Annotated in this window: 24 protein-coding genes; 15 read left to right on the top strand and 9 right to left on the bottom strand. The window is 65.5% G+C overall.

Annotation, left to right across the window (positions count from 1 at the left end):
- The 4 genes from KXJ60_RS09975 to KXJ60_RS09960 form a co-directional block, all read left to right on the top strand.
- The coding region (locus KXJ60_RS09975) for a biotin carboxylase N-terminal domain-containing protein (protein ID WP_291126803.1) at positions 1 to 2,005 on the top strand (2,005 nt) is incomplete at its 5' end.
- A 1-nt stretch (position 2,006) separates the two neighbouring features.
- Entirely contained in the window at positions 2,007 to 3,176 is a 1,170-nt protein-coding gene (locus KXJ60_RS09970) for an acyl-CoA dehydrogenase family protein (RefSeq protein WP_291126801.1), read from the top strand.
- Positions 3,173 to 3,667 carry a thioesterase family protein gene (locus KXJ60_RS09965; RefSeq protein ID WP_291126799.1) on the top strand — a complete coding sequence of 165 codons (495 nt, stop codon included), beginning with the start codon at positions 3,173 to 3,175 and terminating at the stop codon, positions 3,665 to 3,667. Before KXJ60_RS09970 ends, KXJ60_RS09965 begins: the two co-directional genes overlap by 4 nt.
- A 14-nt stretch (positions 3,668 to 3,681) precedes the next feature.
- Positions 3,682 to 5,667: a DUF2075 domain-containing protein gene (locus tag KXJ60_RS09960; protein ID WP_291126797.1), complete on the top strand. Its 1,986-nt coding sequence runs from the start codon at positions 3,682 to 3,684 to the stop codon at positions 5,665 to 5,667.
- Positions 5,668 to 5,732: 65 nt separating this feature from the next.
- Here the strand turns inward: KXJ60_RS09960 and KXJ60_RS09955 are convergent, their stop codons facing one another.
- The 8 genes from KXJ60_RS09955 to KXJ60_RS09920 form a co-directional block, all read right to left on the bottom strand.
- Positions 5,733 to 6,152 carry a DUF2784 domain-containing protein gene (locus KXJ60_RS09955; protein WP_291126795.1) on the bottom strand — a complete coding sequence of 140 codons (420 nt, stop codon included), beginning with the start codon at positions 6,150 to 6,152 and terminating at the stop codon, positions 5,733 to 5,735.
- A 115-nt stretch (positions 6,153 to 6,267) separates the two neighbouring features.
- Entirely contained in the window at positions 6,268 to 7,443 is a 1,176-nt protein-coding gene (locus KXJ60_RS09950) for an ABC transporter substrate-binding protein (RefSeq protein ID WP_291126793.1), read from the bottom strand.
- Between the two features lie 98 nt (positions 7,444 to 7,541).
- A complete protein-coding gene (locus KXJ60_RS09945; protein WP_291126791.1) occupies positions 7,542 to 8,708 on the bottom strand; it encodes an ABC transporter substrate-binding protein in 1,167 nt (388 codons plus the stop codon).
- 50 nt (positions 8,709 to 8,758) lie between these two features.
- Positions 8,759 to 10,615, bottom strand: coding sequence for a long-chain fatty acid--CoA ligase (locus KXJ60_RS09940; protein WP_291126789.1), 1,857 nt, complete (start codon positions 10,613 to 10,615; stop codon positions 8,759 to 8,761).
- Positions 10,616 to 10,712: 97 nt separating this feature from the next.
- Positions 10,713 to 11,501, bottom strand: a complete 789-nt coding sequence (locus KXJ60_RS09935) for an ABC transporter ATP-binding protein (RefSeq protein ID WP_291126787.1) — start codon at positions 11,499 to 11,501, stop codon at positions 10,713 to 10,715.
- Positions 11,498 to 12,322 (bottom strand): ABC transporter ATP-binding protein, encoded by an 825-nt coding sequence (locus KXJ60_RS09930; protein ID WP_291126785.1) that lies wholly within the window; start codon positions 12,320 to 12,322, stop codon positions 11,498 to 11,500. The genes KXJ60_RS09935 and KXJ60_RS09930 overlap by 4 nt, the downstream gene beginning before the upstream one ends.
- 103 nt (positions 12,323 to 12,425) lie before the next feature.
- The gene (locus KXJ60_RS09925; protein ID WP_291126783.1) at positions 12,426 to 13,502 is read right to left on the bottom strand and encodes a branched-chain amino acid ABC transporter permease; all 1,077 of its coding nucleotides are present in this window, start codon (positions 13,500 to 13,502) and stop codon (positions 12,426 to 12,428) included.
- Position 13,503: 1 nt separating this feature from the next.
- Entirely contained in the window at positions 13,504 to 14,379 is an 876-nt protein-coding gene (locus KXJ60_RS09920; protein ID WP_291126781.1) for a branched-chain amino acid ABC transporter permease, read from the bottom strand.
- Between the two features lie 231 nt (positions 14,380 to 14,610).
- On the opposite strand from KXJ60_RS09920, the gene KXJ60_RS09915 reads away from it, so the two are divergent.
- From KXJ60_RS09915 to KXJ60_RS09895, 5 genes are read left to right on the top strand one after another with little or no spacing between them, the layout of a single operon-like run.
- Complete coding sequence (locus tag KXJ60_RS09915; RefSeq protein WP_291126779.1) at positions 14,611 to 16,014, top strand: acyclic terpene utilization AtuA family protein; 1,404 nt, start codon at positions 14,611 to 14,613, stop codon at positions 16,012 to 16,014.
- Complete coding sequence (locus KXJ60_RS09910) at positions 16,011 to 16,385, top strand: hypothetical protein (RefSeq protein ID WP_291126777.1); 375 nt, start codon at positions 16,011 to 16,013, stop codon at positions 16,383 to 16,385. The genes KXJ60_RS09915 and KXJ60_RS09910 overlap by 4 nt, the downstream gene beginning before the upstream one ends.
- Positions 16,382 to 17,173 carry a crotonase/enoyl-CoA hydratase family protein gene (locus tag KXJ60_RS09905; protein ID WP_291126775.1) on the top strand — a complete coding sequence of 264 codons (792 nt, stop codon included), beginning with the start codon at positions 16,382 to 16,384 and terminating at the stop codon, positions 17,171 to 17,173. Before KXJ60_RS09910 ends, KXJ60_RS09905 begins: the two co-directional genes overlap by 4 nt.
- 7 nt (positions 17,174 to 17,180) lie before the next feature.
- Complete coding sequence (locus KXJ60_RS09900) at positions 17,181 to 17,600, top strand: nuclear transport factor 2 family protein (protein ID WP_291126773.1); 420 nt, start codon at positions 17,181 to 17,183, stop codon at positions 17,598 to 17,600.
- A 16-nt stretch (positions 17,601 to 17,616) separates the two neighbouring features.
- The gene (locus KXJ60_RS09895; protein WP_291126771.1) at positions 17,617 to 18,369 is read left to right on the top strand and encodes a type 1 glutamine amidotransferase; all 753 of its coding nucleotides are present in this window, start codon (positions 17,617 to 17,619) and stop codon (positions 18,367 to 18,369) included.
- 6 nt (positions 18,370 to 18,375) lie between these two features.
- Here the strand turns inward: KXJ60_RS09895 and KXJ60_RS09890 are convergent, their stop codons facing one another.
- Positions 18,376 to 18,816, bottom strand: a complete 441-nt coding sequence (locus tag KXJ60_RS09890) for an acyl-CoA thioesterase (protein WP_291126769.1) — start codon at positions 18,814 to 18,816, stop codon at positions 18,376 to 18,378.
- A 38-nt stretch (positions 18,817 to 18,854) separates the two neighbouring features.
- Here KXJ60_RS09890 and KXJ60_RS09885 point away from each other — a divergent pair, with 38 nt between their 5' ends.
- From KXJ60_RS09885 to KXJ60_RS09860, 6 genes are all read left to right on the top strand, one after another.
- The gene (locus tag KXJ60_RS09885; RefSeq protein ID WP_291126767.1) at positions 18,855 to 20,717 is read left to right on the top strand and encodes an ABC transporter ATP-binding protein/permease; all 1,863 of its coding nucleotides are present in this window, start codon (positions 18,855 to 18,857) and stop codon (positions 20,715 to 20,717) included.
- A gap of 110 nt (positions 20,718 to 20,827) precedes the next feature.
- On the top strand, positions 20,828 to 21,745 hold the full coding sequence (locus tag KXJ60_RS09880) for a LysR substrate-binding domain-containing protein (RefSeq protein WP_291126765.1): 918 nt from the start codon (positions 20,828 to 20,830) through the stop codon (positions 21,743 to 21,745).
- Between the two features lie 284 nt (positions 21,746 to 22,029).
- Positions 22,030 to 22,929, top strand: coding sequence for a transporter substrate-binding domain-containing protein (locus KXJ60_RS09875; protein WP_291126763.1), 900 nt, complete (start codon positions 22,030 to 22,032; stop codon positions 22,927 to 22,929).
- Between the two features lie 112 nt (positions 22,930 to 23,041).
- On the top strand, positions 23,042 to 23,797 hold the full coding sequence (locus KXJ60_RS09870) for an amino acid ABC transporter permease (protein WP_291126761.1): 756 nt from the start codon (positions 23,042 to 23,044) through the stop codon (positions 23,795 to 23,797).
- Between the two features lies 1 nt (position 23,798).
- Complete coding sequence (locus tag KXJ60_RS09865) at positions 23,799 to 24,470, top strand: amino acid ABC transporter permease (protein ID WP_291126759.1); 672 nt, start codon at positions 23,799 to 23,801, stop codon at positions 24,468 to 24,470.
- Between the two features lie 24 nt (positions 24,471 to 24,494).
- Complete coding sequence (locus KXJ60_RS09860) at positions 24,495 to 25,232, top strand: amino acid ABC transporter ATP-binding protein (protein WP_291126757.1); 738 nt, start codon at positions 24,495 to 24,497, stop codon at positions 25,230 to 25,232.
- The last annotated feature ends 73 nt before the right edge of the window (positions 25,233 to 25,305 follow it).

Below are 25,305 nucleotides of genomic sequence, written 5' to 3'. Positions count from 1 at the left end.
GGCCGACTCGTACCTGCGGGTGGACCGCCTGCTCGACGCCGCGCTGGCCACCAACGCCGACGCCGTGCACCCGGGCTACGGCTTCCTCAGCGAAAACGCCGACTTCGCCCAGACCGTGATCGACGCCGGCCTCACCTGGGTCGGCCCGCCGCCTGCGGCCATCCGCGCACTGGGCAGCAAGTCGGCCGCGAAGGCGCTGGCGCTCGCGCACGGCGTGCCCTGCCTGCCCGGCTACTTTGGCGACGACCAAAGCGAAGACACGCTGTTGGCCGAGGCACAGCGCGTGGGCTTTCCGCTGATGGTGAAGGCCGTGGCCGGCGGCGGCGGGCGCGGCATGCGCCTGGTGCAGGAGGCTGCGCAATTGCTGCCGGCGCTGCGCAGCGCGCGCTCCGAAGCGCTCGCCGGCTTTGCCAATGGCGACCTGCTGATCGAGCGCGCCCTGCTGCGCCCGCGCCATGTGGAGGTGCAGGTGTTTGCCGACGCGCACGGCCACTGCGTGCACCTGGGCGAGCGCGACTGCTCCGTGCAGCGCCGCCACCAGAAGATCGTGGAAGAAGCGCCGAGCCCGGCGGTGTCGCCCGAATTGCGAGAAGCGCTGGGCCGCTGCGCCGTGGCGCTCGCGCAGGCGGCGGGGTATGTGGGCGCGGGGACGGTGGAGTTTCTGGTGGAGGGAGCGGGGTTGGCGGGGGCTTCGACAAGCTCAGCCCGAACGGAGAGTGGTTCAGCCCTAACGGAGGGTGGCTCAGCCCTAACGGAGGGTGGTTCAGTTCGAACGGAGAAGGGCGCGGTCGGAACGGTGTGTGGTTCAGGCCTGGCAGAGAAGGACTCGGTCGGAACGGAGAGTGGTTCAGACCTGGCGGAGAAGGGCTCACGCGGAACGGCATCCCCCTCCGTTCGCCCTGAGCCTGTCGAAGGGCTCACCCACACCTCACCGTTCTACCTCATGGAGATGAACACCCGCCTGCAGGTGGAGCACCCCGTGACCGAAGCCCTCACGGGGCTCGACCTGGTGGAGTGGCAACTGCGCGTGGCGCGCGGCGAGCCGCTGCCGCTGGCGCAAGAGCAGATCAGCTTCCGTGGCCACGCCATCGAAGTGCGCCTGTGCGCCGAAGACGAGCACTACACCCCGCACACCGGCCGCGTGCGCCACTTTGCCGAGCCGCCCCTGCCCAGCGGCCTGCGGTTTGACCACGCGCTGGAAACCGGCGCCGAAGTGACCCCGCATTACGACGCCATGCTGGGCAAGCTCATTGCCCACGCGCCCACCCGCACCGAGGCCATCGAGCGCCTAGCCCATGCGCTGGACCAGACCCAGGTGCTGGGCCTGCCCACCAACCGCGCCTTTCTGGCCGCGTGCCTGCGCCACCCGGTGTTTCAGGGTGGCGGCGCGCTCATTCCGTTTCTGGCCGACGAAGGCGACACCGTGCGCTGCATGCTGCAGCCCCCGCCCGACGCGGTGCTGGCCGGCGTGTTGGCGGCGGCGTTTGCGCAGGCGCCGCAGGCCGCGCTGCCATGCCCCTTTGCGCGCCCGCTGCGCTGGCAGCACGCCGGGCACCTGCTGGAGCTGGCCGTGCACGAGCAGGGGCAGGGCGCCCTGGCCGTGGCGGTGGGCGAGCGCCGCGTGCAGGCGCGTGTGGCGCCGGGGCGCGTGGTCATCGACGGCGTCACCTGGCCGGTGGTGGCGGTGCCGCTGGGCGCGGGCCACTGGCAGGCCCAGGCCGGTGCGCACACGCTGGCCCTGGCCGACCTCAGCCACGCGCCGCGCGAGCGCGCGGGCGGCGCATCGGCCGCGCGCGAACTGCGTGCGCCTTTCAACGGCAAGCTCATCGCGGTGCACGCCGTGCCCGGCGCTGCGGTGGCCCAGGGCGAGCCGCTGCTCGTCATTGAATCCATGAAGCTCGAACACACCCTGGCCGCGCCGCGCGACCTCACGGTGGAGGCCGTGGCGGTGGTGGCGGGGCAGCAGGTGTCGCCCGGCCAACGGCTCATCACCTTCGCGGCCTGACATGAACCCCACCCAGGCCTCCCCCGACTTCACCGCCGAAGACATCGCGGCGCTCGTGGACACCGTGCAGCGCTTTGCCACACAAGCCGTGGCGCCCCACGTGCCCGCCTGGGAAGCCGACGGCGAGCTCCCGCGCTCGCTGCACCGCGAGGCGGCCGAGGTCGGCCTGCTCGGCCTGGGCTACCCCGAGCACCTGGGCGGCACGCCCGCGCCCTGGCGCGCGCGCAACGCCATGTCGCGCACGTTGGCCCGCCATGGCGGCAGCGGCGGCGTGATGGCCAGCCTCTTCACCCACAACATCGGCCTGCCCCCCGTGCTCGCGCACGGCACGCCCGAGCTGCAGCAGGAAGTGATTCCGCCCGTGCTGCGTGGCGAGCAGATTGCCGCCCTGGGCATCACCGAACCCGGCGGCGGGTCGGACGTTGCCGCCCTGCGCACCACCGCGCGGCGGGAGGGCGACGACTACGTCATCGACGGCGAAAAGGTCTTCATCACCTCCGGCATGCGCTGCGACTGGATCACCCTGGCCGTGCGGACCGACGCCCACAACAAAGGCGCGGGCGGCATCAGCATGATCGTGGTGCCGTGCAATGCGCCCGGCGTGTCGCGCACGCGGCTGGAGAAGATGGGCTGGCACTGCTCCGACACCGCGCATCTGCGCTTTGACAGCGTGCGCGTGCCCGCGCGCTACCGCCTGGGCGCCGAAGGCGCGGGCTTTCGCATCATCATGGGCAACTTCAACGGCGAGCGCCTCGCCCTCGCGGCCATGGCGCTGGGCTTTGCCGAAGCCTGTTTTGACGAAGCCCTGGCCTGGGCGCGGCAGCGCAGCACCTTTGGCGCGCCACTCATCGAGCGCCAGGTGATCCGCCACCAGCTCATGGACATGCAGATGCGCATCCACTCCACCGCCAGCTGGGTCGAAGCCCTGAGCGCACGCGTGGACGCGGGCGACGCCGGCGCCGACTGGGTCGCGCAGGTCTGCCTGCTGAAAAACCACGCCACCCAGACCATGCAGTTCTGCGCCGACGCGGCCGTGCAGATCCTCGGCGGCATGGGCTACATGCGCGGCACCGTGAGCGAGCGCGTGTACCGCGAGGTGAAGGTGATGATGATCGGCGGCGGCGCCGAAGAAATCATGAAGGAACTCGCCGCACGACAATGGGGCCTATGAGCAAAACCACCCCCGCCGCCCCCGCCAAGCCCGTTGAATTCGAGCCCGAGTTTTTCGACGCGCTCAAGAACCTGTTTGAAGAAAAGATCGTCTTCAACCGCGTGCTCGGCCTGCAGATCACCGCCATCGGACCCGACAAGATCAGCGGCCGCCTTCCCATGAAGCCCGACCTGGTGGGCCACTACCAGCACAACCGCGTGCACGGCGGCGTGGTCAGCGCCTGCCTGGACGCGCTGGGCGGTATGGCCTGCGTGGCCGCCATCGGCGCACGCCACATGGACGAACCCCCGCTGCAACGCCTGCAACGCTTCAGCAAACTCGGCACCATCGACCTGCGCATCGACTACCTGCGCCCCTGCGTGGGCGAACACTTCATCATGCACGCCGAAGTGCTACGCCTGGGCTCACGCGTGGCCAACACGCGCATGGAGTTTCTGGGGGCGGACGGGAAGTTGTTGTGTGTGGGGGCTGGGGCGTATATCGTTTCTTAAAGAAAGCCCTTGAAATGAGCTCACACAGAGCCCACTACCAAAACACGGTTGCAGGGTTTTTGGGGTTGTCTGCAGACGAGATCTGCGGGGTATTGGCTCGAAATAGTGCCTTCCCCGTTGAACGCGCTCAACTGGATGCCTGGAGGGAGCAGGTGTGTTTGTTGCACTCGATCCTGAAGATCCTCGATGCACAAGGGCATGTTTTTTTTGAGTTTGTTCTCCCGCGCATTGGTCGACGAGTTGATGTTGTCCTCGTGATCAAAAATTTGGTGTTTGTTCTCGAGTTCAAAGTCGGAGAGCGTGAGTTCCATCGGTCTGCTTTTGATCAGGTCTGGGACTACGCGCTCGACTTAAAGAATTTTCATGAACCTTCACATCAAGCGCCCGTTGTTCCAGTGTTGATTGCAACGCGAGCCAATGCACCTCAGTCTCCGTACAGACCTCCTGACAAGGATGGTGTGTACGCCCCAATTGGCGTTGGAGCGCATCAGTTGGCGCCATTGTTGGAGATGTATCTCACTTCTACAGATAGCGCCTTGATTGATGGTGCGGTATGGGGAGCCGGGCGCTACAGCCCGACACCCACCATCATCGAGGCAGCTCGAGCGCTCTACAGCGGTCATGCAGTTGTTGAAATTTCTAGAAGTGATGCAGGAGCCTCCAACCTCACTCGGACTTCTAACTACGTGAGTGAAGTCATTGCCGATGCGCAGCGGCACGGACGTAAAGCGATCTGCCTCTTGACTGGTGTGCCAGGTGCCGGAAAAACCTTGGTGGGTTTGGACATCGCTACACAGCACATGGATGCATCTAGCGCGCTACACAGTGTCTTTCTGTCTGGCAACGGACCATTGGTTGCAATTCTTCGAGAGGCACTTGCCCAAGATCAAGTTCAACGCGAGCGACTTGCCGGTAGACGCTTAACGAAGACTGCTGCACGTCGTCAGGTAGAAGCCTTTATCCAAAACGTCCACCACTTTCGAGACGATTGCTTGGCGAATTCTGGCGCGCCTCCAGAGCATGTAGCCATATTTGATGAGGCACAACGTGCTTGGAATCGCGATCAAACGATCGCCTTCATGGCGCGCAAGAAGGGGCGTTCAGACTTCGATGCATCTGAGCCTGAGTACTTGTTGTCTTGTATGGACCGCCACAACGACTGGGCTGTCGTGCTCTGCCTCGTTGGAGGTGGACAAGAAATCAACACCGGGGAGGCAGGCATATCTGAGTGGATCAATGCACTGCGCAACCGCTATCCGCATTGGGCAGTACACGTATCGCCGCGTTTGCAGGAGTCCGAATATGCGTCGGGCGCTGCATTGGATTCATTGAAGGGGCATGCCGAAGTCCATCTGGACGAAGCCCTTCATCTCAACGTGTCCCTTCGCTCATTCCGCGCTGAACGACTGTCAGATTGGGTGAAGTTCGTGCTCGACCAGGAGGTGGAGCAGGCGCGAGAAACTTTGCGCGAACTGCTGCCGCGGTACCCAATCGTGATTACGAGAAAACTGGCTACTGCGAAGGCGTGGATCAAAGCGAAGGCCCGAGGAAGCGAGCGGTTCGGATTGGTTGTGTCGTCGCAGGCACAACGTCTCAGGCCGCATGCCATCGATGTACGCGTGCCAGTGGATCCTGTGCATTGGTTCTTGGCCAGCAAGGAAGATGTACGGTCGTCTTATTACTTGGAAGACGCAGCCACAGAGTTTCATGTTCAGGGCTTAGAGCTGGACTGGGCCTGTGTGGTTTGGGACGCTGATTTTCGAAAGTCAGGTCAAGCTTGGGATCATTGGTCATTCGTTGGGCACCGTTGGCAGCGCATTCGGCAACCGGATCGCCAAACCTATCTTAAGAATGCCTATCGCGTTCTGCTCACTCGGGCTCGTCAAGGGATGGTGCTGGTCGTGCCTTGCGGCAGTCAGGAAGATCCGACGCGGGACCCCAGTTTCTATGACGCGACGTATCACTACTTGAGCTCTCTCGGCGTCCCGACTTTGGACTAGACCGGGCGATGCCACTCTTTTGTGGCTGCAGAAATTCAGGCAGGCAGGCGTAAGCACGGCATCGGTTAGATGTGCTCTTTCAAACGAGTGCGCCTCGGCCGAACCGACGACCAAGCCACCCCCACCCCCACCGCAAACGCGGTGTATGCCGCCACAAACACCCACCAAGGCGCCTCCCAATACAGCAGCCGCGACAGCCAGTGCTCAATGAAGCTTTCGCGGTAGGCGCTCTGGCCAGCGACGCGGCGCAGGTCCTGTTCCCACACGGTGAGCGGGCACAGCTGGCCCAGCCAGGCCTGCACGGCGATGAACACCATCAGGGCCAGGTGGGTGAGACGCAGGCCGAAGTGGCGCACCCAGTGCCAGCCGAGTGCGCCACCGATCAAGACGAGGGGCAGCAGGCCCACCACGAAGACGACGATGCCGACGTGCAGGGCGAGCAGGGCGTCGGCGAGCAGGGCGGCGAGGCTGGGGCTGATGTTCATGTGCGGCCCATGGTACGGTGGCCCTTGGCGTTGGGGCGTAAAAAAACCGCCAGCACACGAGGCGCTGGCGGTTCACGCATGGCCTGCCGAGGCAGGCAGCGTCATACGCGGTGCATCACTTGGCGGTGGTGTCGATCTTCACGTACTCGGAGATCACTTTCCAGCGGCCGTCCTGAATCTGCGACAGGCGTGAGGCGTTGCTGCCCAGGCGCTTGGTGGCGGTAAAAGTCATTTCGGCGCTGCCAAAGATGTCGGGCGGGATGGTCATGCCGTCCATGGCTTTGATGAAGCTGTCGGTGGTGAGGTTGTTGCCGGCCTTGCCGGCGGCGCGCAGGAAGGCGTCGATGGCGGAGTAGCCGTACACCGAGAACACGGTGGGGTCTTCGTTGAACTTGGTCTTGTATTTGTTGGCCCAGAAGCGGATGGGTTGCGAGGCTTCGTCGGTGTAGGGGTTCTGCACCGACATGGCGGCATAGAAGCCGTTCATGCCCGGGCCGCCGAGCTTGTGGATGAGGTCGGTGTAGGCGGCACTCGACCCGATGAAGGTGGGGTTGAAGCCCAGGCGCTTGGCGGTGGCAATGCCGCCAATGGTCTCGCGGATGATGGTGCCGAGCACGACCATGTCGCACTGCTCGGAGGCGAGCTTCTGCATCTGGCTGGCGAAGTCGGTGGCGCCGCGCTTGTAAGAGGTTTCCACCGCCAGGCTCATGCCGGCGGCCTTCAGGCCGTCTTCGGCGCCGCGCTTCACCTCCAGGCCGAATTCGTCGTCCTGGTACATGGTGCAGATCTTCTTGGCGCCCTTTTCCTTGGCCAGCTTGGGCACCATGATCTTCATCTGGTCGTAGTAGGTGGCGGCGAACGAGTACTTCAGCTTGTGGAAGGGGTCGTACATCTCGCGCGCGGCGGTCACCGGGAAAAAGTTGAGCACGTTCTTCTGGAACTGCACCGGCATGGCGGCCATGTTTTGTGCGGTGCCGATGTGGCCGACCATCGCAAAGATCTTGTCCTGGTTCACCAGCTTCTGCGCCGCCAGCACGGCGTTGCGCGGGTCGTACTTGGAGTCTTCCACCAGCAGCTTGATCTTGCGGCCGTTGATGCCGCCCTGCTCATTGACTTCGTCCACGCGCAGCATCATGCCCAGGCGCACCTGCTTGCCAAAGGCGGCAATGGGGCCAGAGAGGTCCTGGATGGAGCCGAGCACGATCTCGTCCTTGCTCACGCCTTGCGTCTGTGCCAGGGCCGGGCCGGCGGCCAGTGCCAGCGCGGCGGCGGCCATCAGTGTCGTCTTCATGGTGGATGTCTCCTGAAAGGGTGGTGCTGTCGGTGTAGCCGGGCTCTTTCACAGGGGAGGTGGCGCGGTCGAGCCCCCGCACGCGCCACCGGGGTGGTTCACTTGTTCACGTAGTCCGAGGTGACTTTCCAGCGGCCGTCCTGAATCTGCGACAGGCGCATGGCCATGCTGCCGTAGCGGCGCTGCGGGCTGAAGCGCAGCTCGGGCGAGCCGAAGATGTCGGGCGGCACGGTCATGCTGTCCATGGCTTTCACGAAGCCGTCGGTGGTGAGGTTGGCACCGGCCTGGCCAGCGGCGCGCGCGAAGATGTCGATGGCGTTGTAGCCGTACACCGAGAACACGGTGGGGTCTTCGTTGAACTTGGTCTTGAACTTGTTGGCCCAGAAACGGATGGGCTGCGAGGCCTCGTCCAGGTAGGGGTGTTGCGTGGTCATGGTGGCGTAGAGGCCGTTCATGGCCGGGCCGCCCAGCTTGTGGATGAGGTCGGTGTAGGCCGCTTGCGAGCCGAAGAAGGTGGGGTTGAAGTCGAGCTTGCGCGCGGTGGCAATGGTGCCGATGGTCTCGCGGATGATCGTGCCGAGCACGACGAAGTCGCAGTTGGCGGCCTTCATGCGCGCCACCTGCGATGAGAAGTCGGTGGCGCCACGCTTGAAGGAGGTCTTCTCGACCATCTGCAGGTTCATCGACTTCAGCCCTTCTTCGGCGCCGCGCAGCACCTCCAGGCCGAACTCGTCGTCCTGGTAAATGGCGCAGATGGCCTTGGGCTTTTTCTCCTGGACCATGCGCGGCAGGAACGTGCGCATCTGCTCGTAGTAGGGGGCGATGTTGGCGAACTTGAGCTTGTGGAAGGGCTCGTACATTTCGCGCGCGGCCGTCACGGGCAGAAAGTTCACCACGTTCTTTTGAAACTGCACCGGCATGGCGGCCATGTTTTGCGCGGTGCCCAGGTGGGCCACCATGGCAAAAATCTTGTCCTGGTTCACCAGCTTCTGCGCGGCCAGCACGGCGTTGCGCGGGTCGTACTTGCTGTCTTCCACCAGCAGGCGGATCTTGCGGCCGTTGATGCCGCCTTGCTCGTTGATCTCTTCCACGCGCAGCACCATGCCCTGGCGCACCGATTTGCCAAAACCCGCCAGCGGACCTGAAAGGTCTTGAATGGAGCCGAGCACGATTTCGTCTTTGCTCACGCCCTGGGTCTGGGCAAAGCTGGCGCCCGCCGAGAGGCTCAGCGCGAGGGCGATCAGGGTATGTCGGGCGGTCGTCACGTGAAAGTCTCCTGGGGGTTGGTCCGGGTGTGGCAGGGCGGTGGCCGTGTTCAGTGGTACATGGCCTGGATCTGGTCGGCGTATTTGGTCTGCACCAGCTTGCGCTTGAGCTTCATGGTGGGCGTGAGCTCTTCGTCTTCGGCGCTGAGCTGTGTGTCGAGCAGGAAGAACTTCTTGATCTGTTCGACGCGGGCAAACTTCTTGTTCACGCGGTCGATCTCGGCCTGGATGAGCGCCTGCACTTCGGGAGCGCGGGTGAGGCTGGCGTAGTTGGAGAACGGCACGTCGTTGTCCTGCGCATATTTCTCCACGTTCTCCTGGTCGATCATGATGATGACGGTGAGGTAGGGGCGCTTGTCTCCGATCACCACGGCATCGGTCACGTAGGGCGAGAACTTCAGTTCGTTCTCCAGCTCGCTCGGCGTGATGTTCTTGCCCCCTGCGGTGATGATGATGTCTTTCATCCGGTCGGTGATGCGGAAAAACCCTTCCTCATCGACCACGCCCACATCGCCCGTGTGCAGCCAGCCATCGGGGGCGATGGTCTCGGCGGTTTTCTCGGGCAGGTTCAGGTAGCCCATGAACACGTTGGGCCCGCGCACCAGAATCTCGCCGGTGTCGGGTGCGAGCTTCACCTCGTTGTAGGTGGCGGCCGGGCCAATGCTGCCGGGCTTGATGCGCTCGGCCGGCACACCGGTGGCCGCACCACACGTCTCCGTCATACCCCACACCTCCAGCATGGGCACACCAAGCGCGAGGTACCAGCGCACAAGGTCGGGCGAGATGGGGGCGGCACCCGTCACGAGAAAGCGCGCGCGGTGAATGCCGATGAGCTTGCGCACGTTGTCCAGCACCATGAGCCGCGCGAGCTTGAAGCGCATGCGCAAGCCGCCGGGCACGGGCTGGCCGGCCATCACGAGGTCAGCCACCTGCTGGCCCACGCCAATGGCCCAGGCGTAGGCGGCCTGCTGCATCGGGCTGGCTTCCTTGAGCGTGATCATCACGCCCGAATAAAACTTTTCCCACACGCGCGGCACGGCGGTGAACACCGTGGGCGCGATCTCGCGCACGTTCTCCGGCACGGTCTCCGGGTTCTCCACGAAGTTGAGCTTGGCGCCCGTGTACATCGAGAAATACTCGCCGCCCATGCGCTCGGCGATGTGGCACAGCGGCAGGAAGCACATGCACTCGTCGTTCTGGTCGCGCGCAATCAGCGTGTTGTAGCCGCGCACGGTGTACACCAGCCCCCGGTGGCTGTGCATGGCGCCCTTGGGGCGGCCCGTGGTGCCCGAGGTGTAGACCAGGATGGCCAGGTCATCGGGCTTTACCGCGGCCACGCGCGCTTCCACCAGGCCGGGGTGCTGGGCCAGGTGCGCACGGCCGAGCTCCCGCAGCGCGGCCAGGCTGATCACCTGCGGGTCTTTCAGGTCGCGCAGGCCGTCCATGTCGACCACCACGATCTTCTTCAGGCGCGGCAGCTGAGCGCGCACCTCCAGCGCCTTGTCGAGCTGCTCGTCGTCTTCGACGAACAGCACGGTGGTGCGCGAGTCGTCGCAGAGGTACTGCACCTGCTCGGCCGCGTCGGTCGGGTAGATGCCGTTGGCCACGCCGCCCGCGCTCAACACGGCCAGGTCGCTCAGCACCCATTCCACCGTGGTGTTGGAGAGGATCGACGCGGTCTCGCCCGCTTCAAAGCCGAGCGACATCAGCCCGTGGGCGATTTCGCGCACGGCGGTGCCGGTCTGGTCCCAGGTCCAGCTGCGCCAAATGCCGAAGTCCTTCTGCCGCATCCACACCGACGGGCCGCGCGCCTTCACGCCGTTCCAGAACACGGCGGGAATGGTCTCGCCCTGCAGCACCACCTCGGTCTGCGGCTGGATGTGTGAGAGATCCCATAAATAGCTCATGAGGTGCGGCCTCCGTTCGCCCTGAGCTTGTCGAAGGGCTTGTGCGATGCAGGGTGAGAGGGCTTCGACAAGCTCAGCCCGAACGGGGTGTGTATGTTCATCTCCAGTTCTTCTTCTTTTTCCAGCGCCGCTCGCCGCGCGCACCTTGCTCCTTCATGCCGAGGTAGAACTCCTTGATGTCGTCCTTCTCGCGCAGGTGGGCACAGGTGTCTTCCATGACGATGCGGCCGTTCTCCAGCACGTAGCCATAGTCCGAGGCGTTCAGCGCCATGTTGGCGTTTTGCTCCACCAGCAAGATCGTGGTGCCGCGCTCGCGGTTGATGCGCACCACGATCTCGAAGATCTCCTTGGTGAGCTTCGGGCTCAGGCCCAGGCTGGGCTCGTCCAGCAGGATCAGGTCGGGGTTGGCCATGAGCGCGCGGCTGATGGCCAGCATCTGCTGCTGCCCGCCCGAGAGCAGGCCGGCGTCTTGCGCAGCGCGCTCGCGCAGGATGGGGAAGTAGTTGAAGACCACTTCCATGTCGCGTGCCACGCTGTCGCGGTCCTTGCGGGTGTAGGCGCCCATCAGCAGGTTGTCGCGCACCGAGAGCAGCGGGAACACCTCGCGCCCTTCGGGCACATGGCTCAGGCCCTGCTGCACGATCAGCGCGGGGTCTTGCGCGGTGATGTTCTCGCCCTTGAACTCGATCGAGCCCTTGCGCGGATCGATGATGCCGCTGATGGTTTTGAGGATGGTGGTCTTGCCCGCGCCGTTGGAGCCGAGCACGGTGGCGATCTCGCTGCGGCGCACCTGCAGGCTCACGCCGCGAATGGCCTTGATGGGGCCGTACGCGCTCTCCACGTTGAGCAGCTTGAGCACGGGGGCGTCGGTGGTCGGAAGGGTCATGACGCCACCTTGTGGTTTTCACGGCGCAGGCTGGACACATCGTCCACGCTGCCCAGGTAGGCCTCGATCACGCCGGGGTCGGCCTGCACTTCGGCCGGTGTGCCGGTGGCGAGCTCGGTGCCCATGCTCATGGCCAGCACGCGGTCAGACACCTTGGACACCAGGCTCATGTCGTGCTCGACCATCAGCACCGTGATGCCCAGCTCTTCCTTGATGTCGGTGATCCAGAACGCCATGTCTTCGGTCTCCTCCACGTTCAGGCCCGAAGACGGTTCGTCCAGCAAGAGCAGCTGCGGCTCGGTGCACAGCGCGCGGGCCAGCTCCACCACCTTGCGCACGCCATAGGGCAGGCCGGCCACCATGCTTTCGCGGTGGTGCTGCAGGTCGAGCAGGTCGATCACCTGCTCCACCTTTTCGCGCGCCTCGATCTCGGCCGCGCGCGTCTTGCCGGTGAAGAAGAGTTCGCTCCACAGGCCGGTCTTGCGGTGCGTGTGGCGGCCAATCAGCAGGTTCTGCAGCACGGTGGCGTGCTCGAACAGCTCGATGTTCTGGAAGGTGCGCGCAATGCCCAGCTTGGCGATCTGGTGCGGGGCCTGCTCGGTGAGGCGCAGCATGCCGCCGGGGCCGGCGTAGTCGATGGTGCCGGTGGTGGGCGTGTAGATGCGGCTGATCAGGTTGAACACCGTGGTCTTGCCCGCGCCGTTGGGGCCGATCAGGGTGAAGACCTCGCCGCGCTTGACGTCAAAGCTCACGTTGTTGACCGCGAGCACGCCACCAAAGCGCACGCTGAGGTTCTGGGCTGAAAGCAGGATGTCGCTCATAGAACTCGCTCGGAGTGAAAGACGGACGGCCGCCGGGCCGCCCCAAGGCCGGCCAGCCCCCTCGGGGGGCAGCGCAGTACACGAAGTGACAAGCGTGGGGGCATCATTTCAGACGGTCGGACTTCTGGAAGCTCTTCTGCCGCTTGAACAGCCCCTTGCGGTAGAACGGAAACAGCTGGAACCAGGTGCGCACCTTGAGCCAGCGGCCATACAGGCCCATGGGTTCAAACAGCACGAAGGCGATCAGCACGATGCCGTACACCGCGCCCTGCAGGCCGGCGGCCTGGCCAATGGCGGCGGGCAGGAAGTCTTTGCCGAGCGAAATGAGCTGCGGCATGACGATGAGGAAGATCGCCCCCAGGAACGCGCCATGGATCGAGCCCAGCCCGCCGATCACCACCATCAGCAGCAGGTCGATCGACTGGATGATGCTGAACTGCTCGGGCGACAGGAACTGGATCTTGTGCGCGTACAGCGCGCCGCCAATGCCGGCCAGCGCGGCCGAGAGCGCGAAGCTCAGCGTCTTGTAGCGCGCCAGGTGAATGCCCATGCTCTGCGCCGAAATTTCCGAATCGCGGATGGCCACGAAGGCGCGCCCCGTGCTGGAGCGCATGAGGTTGACGATGCCCAGCGTGGCCAGCACCGTGACCACCAGGCACAGCAGGTAGAACTCGTTGGTGGAATCCAGCTCCCAGCCAAAGAGGTTGGGGTAGTTCACCATGAGGCCCTTGTTGCCGCCTGTCACGTGCTCCCAGCGCGCGATCACTTCTTCAACGATGAAGCCAAACGCCAGCGTGGCCATGCCGAGGTAGATGCCCTTGACGCGCAACGCCGGCAGGCCCACCACCATGCCCACCGCCGCCGAGAGCAGGCCCGCACAGGCCAGCGCAATCGGGAACGGAACGCCCGCGTTGACCATGATGGCCTGCGTGTACGCGCCCACGCCCAGAAACGCCGCGTGGCCCAGGGAGAACAGCCCGGTGAACCCGGCCAGCAGCATCAGCCCGAGGCCGACGATGGAATAGATCAGCACGAAGGTGAGCTGCGCGAGCCAGTACTCGGGAATGGTCCAGGGCGCGCTCACCAGGAACAGGCCCAGCAGGCTGTACCAGAAGGTGTGGCCGCCGTGCTTGGCCAGCCGGATGTCCTGGTCGTAGTCGGTCTTGAAGAGGAATCTCATGTCAGACCTTCTTGCGCAGTTTTTCGCCGAACAGCCCGTTGGGCTTGAGCACCAGCATCAGCAGCACCACGATGTAGGGCGCCACGTCCTTGAAACCTTCGGGCAAATAGAAGCCCGAGAGCGCTTCGACGATGCCGATGATCAGCCCGCCCACGATGGCGCCCGGCAGGCTGCCAAAGCCACCCACCACCGCGGCCGGAAACGCCTTGAGGCCGATGAAGCCCATGTTGGCGTGCACGAAGGTGATGGGCGCGAGCAGCAGGCCGGCCACCGCCGCCACCGCCGCCGCCAGGCCCCACACCAGGCCGTTGAGCCGCTTCACCGGAATGCCCATGTAGTAAGCGGCCAGCTGGTTTTGCGAAGAGGCCTGCATGGCAATGCCGAGCTTGCTGTAGCGGAACATGGCGAAGAGCCCCGCGCACAGCACAGCGGTGGAGCCGATGACCACGATCTGCTCGGCCGAGACCACCAGCGCGCCCATGCGCAACACGCCATTGGCGTAGGGCACCGGCAGCGTGTGCGTGTCGGTGCCGATGTCCGGGATCATGGTGATGAGGCCGCGCAGCGTGTAGCCCACGCCAATGGTGAGCATCACGATGGAGAACGCCGGTTGCCCCAGGATGGGCCGGATCACCACGCGCTCCAGCACCACGCCAAACAACCCCATGGCGATGATGGCCGCCGGCACCGAGAGCCAGAACGGAAAGCCCATCATCGTCATGGCAGCGAGGCCGAAGAAGGCGCCCACCATCATCAGGTCGCCCTGGGCAAAGCTCACCGTTTCGGTGGCCTTGTAGATCAGCACGAAACCCAGGGCGATGAGTCCATAGATACAGCCCTGGGCCACACCGCTGATGAGCAGTTGCAGCAGTTGCACGCGCTTGTCTCCTGTGTTCGGGTGGCGTGGACAGGACCGCTTCAGCAGCCTTGTCCGCGCGCCAGACCCGTTTGTTGTGCGGTGTTTATAGCGGTCTTGCAGCAGACTGGCGCTAGGGTTCTCCCTGCCGGAAGTCGCCCATGCGCCATGGAGCTCTATTTTTAAAAAGCAAATGCTTTCCATAAATAGAGCAAACCCGTATGCTGCGGCTTCTGCTTCGGGAAACACCTCATGAAGTCCATCCGCATCGGCGCCGGCCTCGGCTTTTATGGCGACAACTGGGAGCCCATCGCCGCGAGCATCGAGCGCGGCGGTGTGCAGTTCATTGCCAGCGACCACCTGGCCGAACTCACGCTGGCCATCCTGCAGAAAGACCGCCAACGCGACCCGGCGCTGGGCTACGCACGCGACGTGGTGCCGCTCTTGATGAAGCTGTGGCCACTCATGCGTGAGCGCGGCGTGCGCTTTGTGTGCAACGCGGGCGGCCTCAACCCGCAGGGCGCGGCGCAGGCGGTGCTGGCCGCCTTCAAGGCCAAGGGCTGGCGCGCGCGCGTGGCCGTGGTCAGCGGTGATGACGTGCTGCCCCGCCTGCTCGACCCGCACGCGCCAGCCGACGCCCACGCGCACCTGTTCACCGGCGCGCCGCTGCACAGCGTGCGCGAGCGGCTGGTGTTTGCCAACGCCTACCTGGGGGCGGCACCCATCGTGGCCGCGCTGGACGCGGGGGCCGAGATCGTCATCACCGGGCGCGTGGCCGATGCCGCGCTCTTTCTGGGCCCGCTCGTGCATGGCCTGGGCTGGACGCTCGCAGGCGCCACCGCCCAGCCCGACCTCGACCGCCTGGCGCAGGGCCTCACCGTGGGCCACCTGCTGGAATGCTCGGGGCAGGGCAGTGGGGGCAACTTCGGCAGCCAGGGCGCGTGGCAGGCCATTCCCGATCTCGCGCACATTGGCTACCCCGTGGCCGAGGTGTGGGAAGACGGCAGCGCGGTCATCACCAAGGCGCCGGGCACCGGCGGGCTGGTGAATTTCGACACCGTGCGCCAGCAGCTGCTGTACGAGGTGCACAACCCGCACGCCTATTTCTCGCCCGACGTGGTGCTCGACATGGGCAGCATCCGGCTGCAGGACGAAGGCGGCGACCGCGTGCGCCTCACCGGCGCGCGAGGCACCGCGCCGCCGGACCGGCTCAAGGTGGTGGCCGGCTACCGCGACGGGCACAAGGCCGAAGTCACCTGGGGTTTCTCGTGGCCCGACGCGTGGGACAAGGCCCAGGCCGCCGAAGCCACCATCCGCACCTTGCTGAAAGAAAAGCGCGTGCCCCACGACGAGCTGTATGTGGAATACCCTGGCCTGAACTCCGCACACGGCGCGCTGGCGCCGCTGCCCAAGCCCGACGCGCTGAACCAGGCCAACGAAATCTGGACGCGCCTCGTGCTGCGCACGCAAGACAAAGCCGCCGCCGATGGCTTTGGCCGCCTCTTCCCGTGGATGGGCTTGAGCGGGCCCGCCTACACCTGCGGCTTCACCGGCCTGCACAACACCAGCGAGCTGCTGGGCATCTGGCCCACGCTGGTGCCGCGCGCCGAGGTGGAAGCGGGCGTGAAGGTGGAACATTTGGGAGACACCGCATGAGCACCTTGCGCATTCCACTGGTTCGCATTGCGCACGCGCGCAGCGGCGACAAGGCCGACTGGGTCGACTTCGGCCTGTTCGCCTGGAACGAAGCCGGCTACCGCTTGCTGGCGCGCGAAGTCACGGCCGAGCGCGTGCAGGCGCACTTCGCGCCGTGGCTGCCCGGTGAGGTGGACGCCTGGCCACTGCCCAACATCCTGGCGCTCAAGTTCGTGCTGCGCGGCGCGCTGCAGGGCGGCGGCGCGCGCAACCTGCGGCTGGACAACCTGGGCAAGGCCATGGCCGGCGCGCTCCTGCGGCTGGAGATCGACGTGACGCAGGCCGAGCTCGACGAAGCGGTGAACGCGCCGCGCGTGGGGGTGTGGCCATGAGCGCGGTCACCACCGAAAACCTGGGCGAAGTCTGGGTCGTCACGCTGGACCGGCCCGAAGTGCGCAACGCCGTGGACAGCCCCACCGCCCAGGCGCTGCACGCCGCGTTTCTCGCGTTCGAAGCCGATGCCCAGGCACGCGTGGCCGTGTTCCATGGCGCGCACGGCCACTTTTGTGCTGGCTGGGACCTGCAGCACGGTGCGCGGCTGGCGGCGTCGGGCGACACCAGCGGGCTCGACCTCGACTTTGCGGTGGACGACCCGCACGCCCTCGGCCCCATGGGGCCTTCGCGCCTGCAGCTCACCAAGCCGGTGGTGGCCGCGGTGAGCGGTGCGGCGGTGGCCGGCGGCATGGAGCTCGCGCTCTGGTGCGACATGCGCGTGATGGAAGAGGACGCCTACTTCGGCGTGTACTGCCGGCGCTTCGGCGTGCCCTTGATCGACGGCGGCACCGTGCGCCTGCCGCGCCTGATCGGCATGGGCCACGCGATGGACCTGATCTTGACGGGCCGCAAGGTCGAAGCCGCCGAGGCCTTGCGCATGGGCCTGGCCAACCGCGTGGTGCCCCAAGGCCAGGCACGCGAAGCCGCGCTGGTGCTGGCGCGCCAGCTCGCGGGCTTTCCGCAAGCCACGATGCGCGCGGACCGCGAAAGCGCGCTGCGCCAGTGGGACCTGCCGCTGGGCGAGGCCCTGCTGCAGGAATGGGCGCGCGGGCGCGAGCGCATCCCCGATGCGCTGGCCGGCGCGCAGCGCTTTGCGGCAGGGCAAGGCCGCCACGGCCAGTTCTGAGGTGGCGATGCACACCGCAGCCGACGAAGCCGACGTGCGCGCCGCCACCCAGGCCTGGATCGACGCCTTCAACCACGCCGACCTCACCGCCATCGGCGCGCTGTACGACCCCCATGCCGTGCTGTGGGGCACGACCTCGCCGCAGCTCATTCGCACGGCTGAAGGCATTGCGGCCTACTTCGCCGCCGTGTTCGCGCTGCAGCCCGCACCGCGCATGGTGTTGGGCGAGGCGGTGGTGCGGCAGTGGGGCGACGTGGCCGTGAGCACGGGTGGCTATTTGCTCACCTGGCCCGACGCGACAGCGCGGCGCGTGCCGGCGCGCTTCAGTTTTGTGTACCACCGCAGCGCAGCGGGCTGGCGCATCGTCGATCACCATTCCTCTGCCATGCCCGACCCGCAGGCCGTGCTGGCCGCGGCCTCACGCTGACTTTTATGATGGGCGCATGAACCGCCCCGACCCCACCCGCACCCCCCACGCCGCTGCCGACGTGCTGGTGCTGCAGCACCTGTTTGAAGACGGTCCGGGCTACCTCGGCGAATGGCTGGACGCGCAGGGCATCACCTGGCACCTGCGCTGCGCCGAGGCGGGCGACTTGTACCCCGCCTCGGTGCGCGGCTACCGAGGAGTGGCGGTGCTGGGCGGTGCCTGGAGCGCGAACGACGAGCGGACCACGCTGCGCCAGGCCGAAGCGCTGATCCGCGAGGCCGACACCTTGGGCATTCCGGTCATTGGCCACTGCCTGGGCGGTCAGCTCATGGCGCGCGCCTTTGGCGGGCAGGTGCAGCGCCTGCCACAACCCGAGGTGGGCTGGTGGCCCATCGAGCACACCGGCAGCGCGGCCGCGCTGGCATGGTTCGGCGAAGCGCAAACGCCCACCGTGTACCAGTGGCATCAGGACAGCTTTGTGGCGCTGCCGCCGGGCGCCGAGCTGCTCGCCTCGTCGACCACCTGCGCGCACCAGGCCTTTGCGCTGGGGCCGCACCTGGCCATGCAGTTCCACATCGAGATCACGCCGGCCAAGATCCACGACTGGCTGCAGACCCCGGGCGAGGCCTACCCGGTGCAGGTGCTGCTGCACCGCGACAGCGTGCAGGACCCGGCCTCGATGAACGCAGCCACGCAGCGGCACCAGGCCGGCAGCCAGGCCCTGGCCGACCGCATCTACCGCACCTGGCGCGCGCGCTGGCCCGGCTGAGGCGACTCAGCCCAGGTGGGCGGGAAACTCCACGCCGTCGCGTGGAATCGGGCGGGGCCGGCCTTCGAGGTCGATCGCCACATAGGTGAGGCTGGCCTCGGTCACCTTCACGTACTGGCCCTGGGCCGAGAAGCGCTCGGCGAACACCTCCACCTGCACGGTGATGGAGGTGCGGCCCACGCGCGTGACGTGGGCAAAGAAGCTCAGGATGTCGCCCACGCGCACCGGCTGCTTGAAGACGAACTGGTTCACCGCCACCGTGGCCATGCGCCCGCGCACGTAGCGCGCAGGCAGCACGGCCCCGGCCAGGTCCACCTGCGCCATGACCCAGCCGCCAAAGATGTCGCCGTTGGCGTTGCAGTCGGCGGGCATGGGGATGACTTTGAGCACCAGTTCCCGGTCTTGCGGCAGGGTGGTCTCGGGGTTCGGGCTTGAAAGGCTGGACATGGGCACAATCTCTGGACAACGGTTCCCCATTCTCCCGCATGCGCCCCGACTCCTCCGCCCGCTCCTCTGTGGCCCTGCCCGCCAGCCCCGGCGCACCTGGCACTTCCCCCACCCCCCGCTCCGACTGGGCCACGCTCCAACGCCTGTTGCCCTACCTGTGGCAGTACAAGGTGCGCGTGGTGCTCGCCCTGGGCTTCATGGTGGCGGCCAAGATGGCCAACGTGAGCGTGCCGCTGCTGCTCAAGAAACTGGTCGACGCCATGACCATCCAGCCCGGCAGCGCAGCGTCGATGCTGGTCGTGCCGCTGGGACTGCTGCTGGCCTATGGCCTGCTGCGCCTGTCCACCAGCGTGTTCACCGAGCTGCGCGAGCTGGTGTTTGCCAAGGCCACCGAGGGCGCTACGCGCAGCATTGCGCTGCAGGTGTTTGGCCACCTGCACGCGCTCAGCCTGCGCTTTCACCTGGAGCGCCAGACCGGGGGCATGACGCGCGACATCGAGCGCGGCACGCGCGGCGTGCAGTCGCTCATTTCGTACTCGCTCTACAGCATCATCCCCACGCTGATTGAAGTGGCCATGGTGCTCGCGCTGCTGGGCACCCAGTTCGACATGGGCTACGTGTGGATCACGCTGATCGCGCTGGTGGTCTACGTCACCTTCACCGTGGTGGTGACCGAGTGGCGCACGCAGTTCCGCCGGCAGATGAACGAACTCGAATCCAGCAGCCAGAGCCGCGCCATCGACTCGCTGCTGAACTACGAGACCGTCAAGTACTTCAACAACGAACACTTTGAAGGCCGCCGCTACGACGAGGCGCTGGAAAAACTGCGCCGCGCGCGCATCAAGAGCCAGACCACGCTGTCCATGCTCAACGCCGGACAGCAGCTGGTGATTGCCGTGGCGCTGGTGCTCATGCTCTGGCGCGCCACGCAGGGCGTGGTCTCGGGCGAGCTCACGCTGGGCGACCTGGTCATGGTCAACGCCTTCATGATCCAGCTCTACATTCCGCTGGGTTTCCTGGGTGTCCTGTACCGCGAGATCAAGCAGAGCCTGACCGACCTGGACAAGATGTTCGTGCTGCTGGAGAAAGAGCGCGAGATTGCCGACGCGCCGGGCGCCCAGCCGCTGCAACTGGCGGGGCCGCCGGTCGTCAGGTTCGAGAACGTCCGCTTCGCCTACGAGCCGGCGCGCGAGATCCTGCACGGCATCAGCTTCGAGATTCCCGCCGGCAAAACCGTCGCGGTGGTCGGACCGTCCGGTTCGGGCAAGAGCACGCTGGCTCGCCTGCTGTACCGCTTCTATGACATCTCGAACCCCGATGAGGGCGGTCGCATCACCATCGACGGGCAGGACATCAAGGCCGTGACGCAGTCCAGCGTGCGCCAGGCCATCGGCATCGTCCCGCAAGACACGGTGCTCTTCAACGACACCATCGAATACAACATCCTCTACGGCCGCCCCGAAGCCGGGCATGAGGCAGCGGTGCAGGCCGCCAGGGCCGCGCACATCGACAGCTTCATCCAGCGCCTGCCGCTGGGCTACAAAACCATGGTGGGCGAGCGCGGCCTGAAGCTCTCGGGCGGTGAAAAACAGCGCGTGGCGATCGCCCGCACGCTGCTGAAAAATCCGCCCATCGTGATCTTTGACGAGGCCACCTCCGCGCTGGACTCGGCCAACGAGCGCGCCATCCAGTCCGAGCTCAAGAGCGCCGCGCGCAACAAGACCACCCTGGTGATCGCCCACCGCCTGTCCACCGTGGTGGACGCCCACGAGATCCTGGTGCTGGTCAACGGCGAGATCGTGGAGCGCGGCACGCACGCCGAACTCGTGGTGCGCGGTGGCGTGTACGCGGGCATGTGGGCGATGCAGCAGAGCGGAGCGGGTGGACAGCAGGGCGCCTGACGCGCTGGCATGGATCCAGGATGCCGCGGAACTGGCTTTGCCAGGCTGCAGGCATCGCCCCCTGGGGGGTGACGCCGCAGGCGGCGCGGGGGGTGTCAAAATCCCGCGTTATGGAAACCAAATGGCTTGAGGATTTCGTCAGCCTCGCTGAAACGCGAAGCTTCAGCCGCTCGGCGCAGTTGCGCCACGTCACGCAGCCCGCGTTTTCACGGCGCATCCAGTCGCTGGAGGCCTGGGCCGGCACCGATCTGGTGGACCGCTCGTCTTACCCCACGCGCCTGACGCCCGCCGGCCAGACCCTGTACGACCAGGCGCTGGAAATGCTGCAGTCGCTGCAGAGCACGCGCGCCACCTTGCGCGCCCACACCGCCGCCGCGCAGGACGTCATTGAATTCGCCGTGCCGCACACACTGGCCTTCACGTTTTTCCCCTCGTGGCTCTCGGGTCTGCGCGACACGTGCGGCCCCATCAAGAGCCGGCTGATCGCGCTGAACGTGCACGATGCCGTGCTGCGGCTGGTCGAGGGCAGCTGCGACCTGCTCATTGCCTACCAGCACGCGGCCCAGCCCATCCAGCTGGACGCCGCGCGCTACGAAATGCTGCACCTGGGCTCGGAGACACTCTCGCCCTACGTGCGCCCGGACGCACAGGGCCAGCCCATGTATGCGCTGCCCGGCACACCCCACCAGCTGCAGCCCTATCTGGCCTACGCACCGGGGGCCTACCTCGGACGGGCGGTGGACCAGATGCTCAAGCAAAGCAGCACCCCCGTGCACCTGGACCGGATCTACGAAACCGACATGGCCGAAGGCTTGAAGGCCATGGCGCTGGAGGGCCATGGCATCGCGTTTCTGCCGGCCAGCGCGGTGCGCAAGGAGGTGCGGGCGCGCAAGCTGGTGTCCGCCGGCGGTTCGCTCGAAACCGCGCTGGACATCCGCATATACCGCGAGCGCTCCACCACCCGCAAGGCCAAAGGGCCAGTCGACAAATTCTGGAACGACCTGCGCCACAAGCTGGAGACCCGCTGAGCACCGCTCCTCGCGCACGCGCCTAGCGTGGATTGGCAAACTGGGCCATAGGGGAAAATTCGTACATGAGTGCTTTGCATAATGGCCGCTGCAATCGGCATTGGCATGCGTTCACGCGGCTGGCTACAGTCGCCGGTTTCGCGCTTCACCGGGTGGGAATTCCCGGGTGGAACGGAGCTTGCGTAAGGAGCATCATGCTCTGGCACCGCAGTGCGCTCCGGCTGCCGAAAACGCCGTTGCAATTCGTTGGTTTGATCGTTTTATCCACAAGCAAGGAGATCCTTATGAAGAAACACCTGCTCGCATGGGCCGTGACCGCACTGGCCGCCAGCAGCGCCTTTGCACAGGCCGGCGACACGCTGGCCAAGATCAAGGCGTCCGGCAGCGTGTCCCTGGGCGTGCGTGAGTCGTCCGGCCTGGGCTACACCCTGGGCAACGGCAAGTACGTCGGCTTCCACACCGAAATGGGCGAAATCGTCCTGGCCGACATCCAGAAGCAGCTCGGCCTGCCCAAGCTGGAGATCAAGTACCAGCCGGTGACCTCGCAGAACCGCATTCCCCTGGTGCAAAACGGCACGGTCGACCTCGAGTGCGGCTCCACCACCAACAACGCCACGCGCCAGAAGGACGTGTCCTTCGCCGTGACGACCTACGTGGAAGAAGTGCGCATCGCGGTCAAGGCCAGTTCCGGCATCACCTCGATCAAGGACCTGAACGGCAAGACCGTGGCGACCACCACGGGCACCACCTCGGTGCAGACCCTGCGCAAGAACGAGCGCGCCGGCGGCATCGACTTCAAGGAGGTCTACGGCAAGGACCACGCCGACAGCTTCCTGGCGCTCGAAAGCGGCCGCGCCGATGCGTTCGTGATGGACGGCTCCATCCTGGCGGCCAACATCTCCAAGTCCAAGAACCCTGCCGACTTCAAGATCGTCGGTGAAGTGCTGTCGGTCGAACCCATCGCCTGCATGCTGCGCAAGGACGACCCCGCCTTCAAGAAGGCCGTGGACGACAGCATCAAGCGCCAGATCGCCGATGGCTCGCTCGCCAAGCTGTACGACAAGTGGTTCATGCAGCCGATTCCCCCGGCCAACGTGAAGATCGGTCTGCCGCTGTCTGACGCCACCAAGGCGGCCTGGGCAGCGCCGAACGACAAGCCGATGGAAGACTACGCCAAGAAGTAAGCCCGCAAGCACTTCTGGCACGCCCCTTCAAATGGACCCATTTGAAGGGGCGTTTTCGTAGACGCCTGCGCACCGCGCGGCGCTGCATGGACAAGAAAAAGAAAGGGCTCCTATGAGCTGGGATTGGCAGGTGTTCTGCGAGGACACCATCGAGCGGCAGCCCGTGCAAGGCTGCTTTGGCAAGGGAGGAGATATCACCTACCTGGACTGGATGCTGTCGGCCTGGGGCTGGACGGTGTCGGTCTCGCTGCTGGCCCTGTTGCTGGCGCTGGTGATCGGCATTCTGGTGGGCACGCTGCGCACCCTGCCCGACCGACCCATGGTGGTGCGTCTGGGCGATGCGTGGGTGGAGCTGTTCCGCAACATCCCGCTGCTGGTGCAGATTTTCCTGTGGTACCACGTGGTGCCGACCATGTTCCCCGCCATGCGCGATGTGCCCGGCTTTGTGCTGGTGGTGTTCGCGCTGGGATTTTTTACCTCGGCGCGCATTGCCGAGCAGGTGCGCTCGGGCATTCAGGCCCTGCCGCGCGGTCAGCGCTATGCCGGCATGGCCATGGGTTTCACCACCTTCCAGTACTACCGCTATGTGCTGCTGCCCATGGCGTTTCGCATCATCATCCCGCCGCTGACCAGCGAGACGATGAACATCTTCAAGAACTCGTCGGTGGCGTTTGCGGTGTCGGTCTCCGAACTCACCATGTTCGCCATGCAGGCGCAGGAAGAAACCTCGCGCGGCATCGAGGTGTACCTCGCCGTGACGGGCCTCTACATCATCTCGGCCTTCGCCATCAACCGCATCATGGCCTTCATCGAGAAGCGCGTGCGCATACCGGGCTTCGTTGTGGCCGGTGGGTCGGGAGGTCACTGACATGAACCTCAACCTCGACTTTTCCTTCTACAACTGGGACCTCATCAGCAACTTCGTGCTGAAGGGCCTGTACTTCAGCGTGATGCTGACCATCGTGGCCACGCTGGGCGGCATCTTCTTCGGCACGATCCTGGCGCTCATGCGCCTGTCGGGCAAGAAGTGGCTGGACACCCCCGCCACGATCTACGTCAACGGCATGCGCAGCATTCCGCTGGTGATGGTGATCCTGTGGTTCTTCCTGCTGGTGCCGCTGCTGATCGGGCGCCCCATCGGGGCCGAGGTGTCGGCGGTGGTGACGTTCATCGCCTTCGAGGCGGCGTACTTCAGCGAGATCATGCGGGCCGGCATCCAGTCGATCCCGCGCGGTCAGGTGTTTGCAGGCCAGGCGCTGGGCATGACCTACGGGCAAAACATGAAGCTGGTGGTGCTGCCCCAAGCGTTCCGCAACATGCTGCCTGTGCTGCTCACGCAGACCATCATCCTGTTTCAGGACACCTCGCTCGTGTACGCCATCGGCGCCTACGACATGCTCAAGGGCTTCGAGGTGGCAGGCAAGAACTTCGGTCGCCCGATCGAGGCCTACCTTGCCGCAGCCGTGCTCTATTTCGTCATGTGCTACGCGCTGTCGTGGCTCGTCAAACGTCTGCACAAGAAGATCGCCATCATCCGCTGATGCGCCCGTTACTCAGGAATTGCCATGATTGAACTCAAGAACGTCTCCAAGTGGTACGGCCCGGTGCAGGTGCTGACCGATTGCTCCACCAACATCCAGAAGGGTGAAGTGGTCGTGGTGTGCGGGCCCTCCGGCTCGGGCAAGTCCACGCTCATCAAGACCATCAACGCGCTCGAGCCCTTCCAGAAGGGCGAGATCACGGTCGACGGCATTGCCGTGCACGATCCCAAGACCGACCTGCCCAAGCTGCGCAGCCGCGTGGGCATGGTGTTCCAGCACTTCGAGCTGTTCCCGCACCTCTCGGTGACGGAGAACCTCACCATTGCGCAGATCAAGGTGCTGGGCCGCAACCCCGACGAGGCCAAGAAGCGCGGCCTGAAGATGCTGGAGCGCGTGGGCCTGATCGCCCACAAGGACAAGTTCCCTGGCCAGCTCTCGGGCGGTCAGCAGCAGCGCGTGGCGATTGCCCGCGCCCTGTCGATGGACCCGATCGTGATGCTGTTCGACGAACCGACCTCCGCGCTCGACCCGGAAATGGTGGGCGAAGTGCTCGACGTGATGATCGGCCTGGCCAACGAAGGCATGACCATGATGTGCGTGACGCACGAAATGGGCTTCGCGCGCAAGGTCAGCAACCGCGTGATCTTCATGGACGTGGGCGGCAAGATCCTGGAAGACTGCTCCAAGGACGAGTTCTTCAACAACCCCGACGCCCGCCAGCCGCGCACCAAGGACTTCCTCAACAAGATCCTGGCGCACTAGAGGAGTACCCCCCGCCGCGCTTCGCGCGTCCCCCCTGAAGGGGGGCGCTCCCTGGGGCCGGCGGAGCCGGACC

Origin of the sequence: Hydrogenophaga sp., from assembly GCF_019264445.1 — a bacterium.
GTDB lineage: Bacteria > Pseudomonadota > Gammaproteobacteria > Burkholderiales > Burkholderiaceae_C > Hydrogenophaga.
The sequence above is the reverse complement of the archived record's forward strand: the minus strand, read 5'-3'. Positions and strand labels throughout refer to the sequence as shown.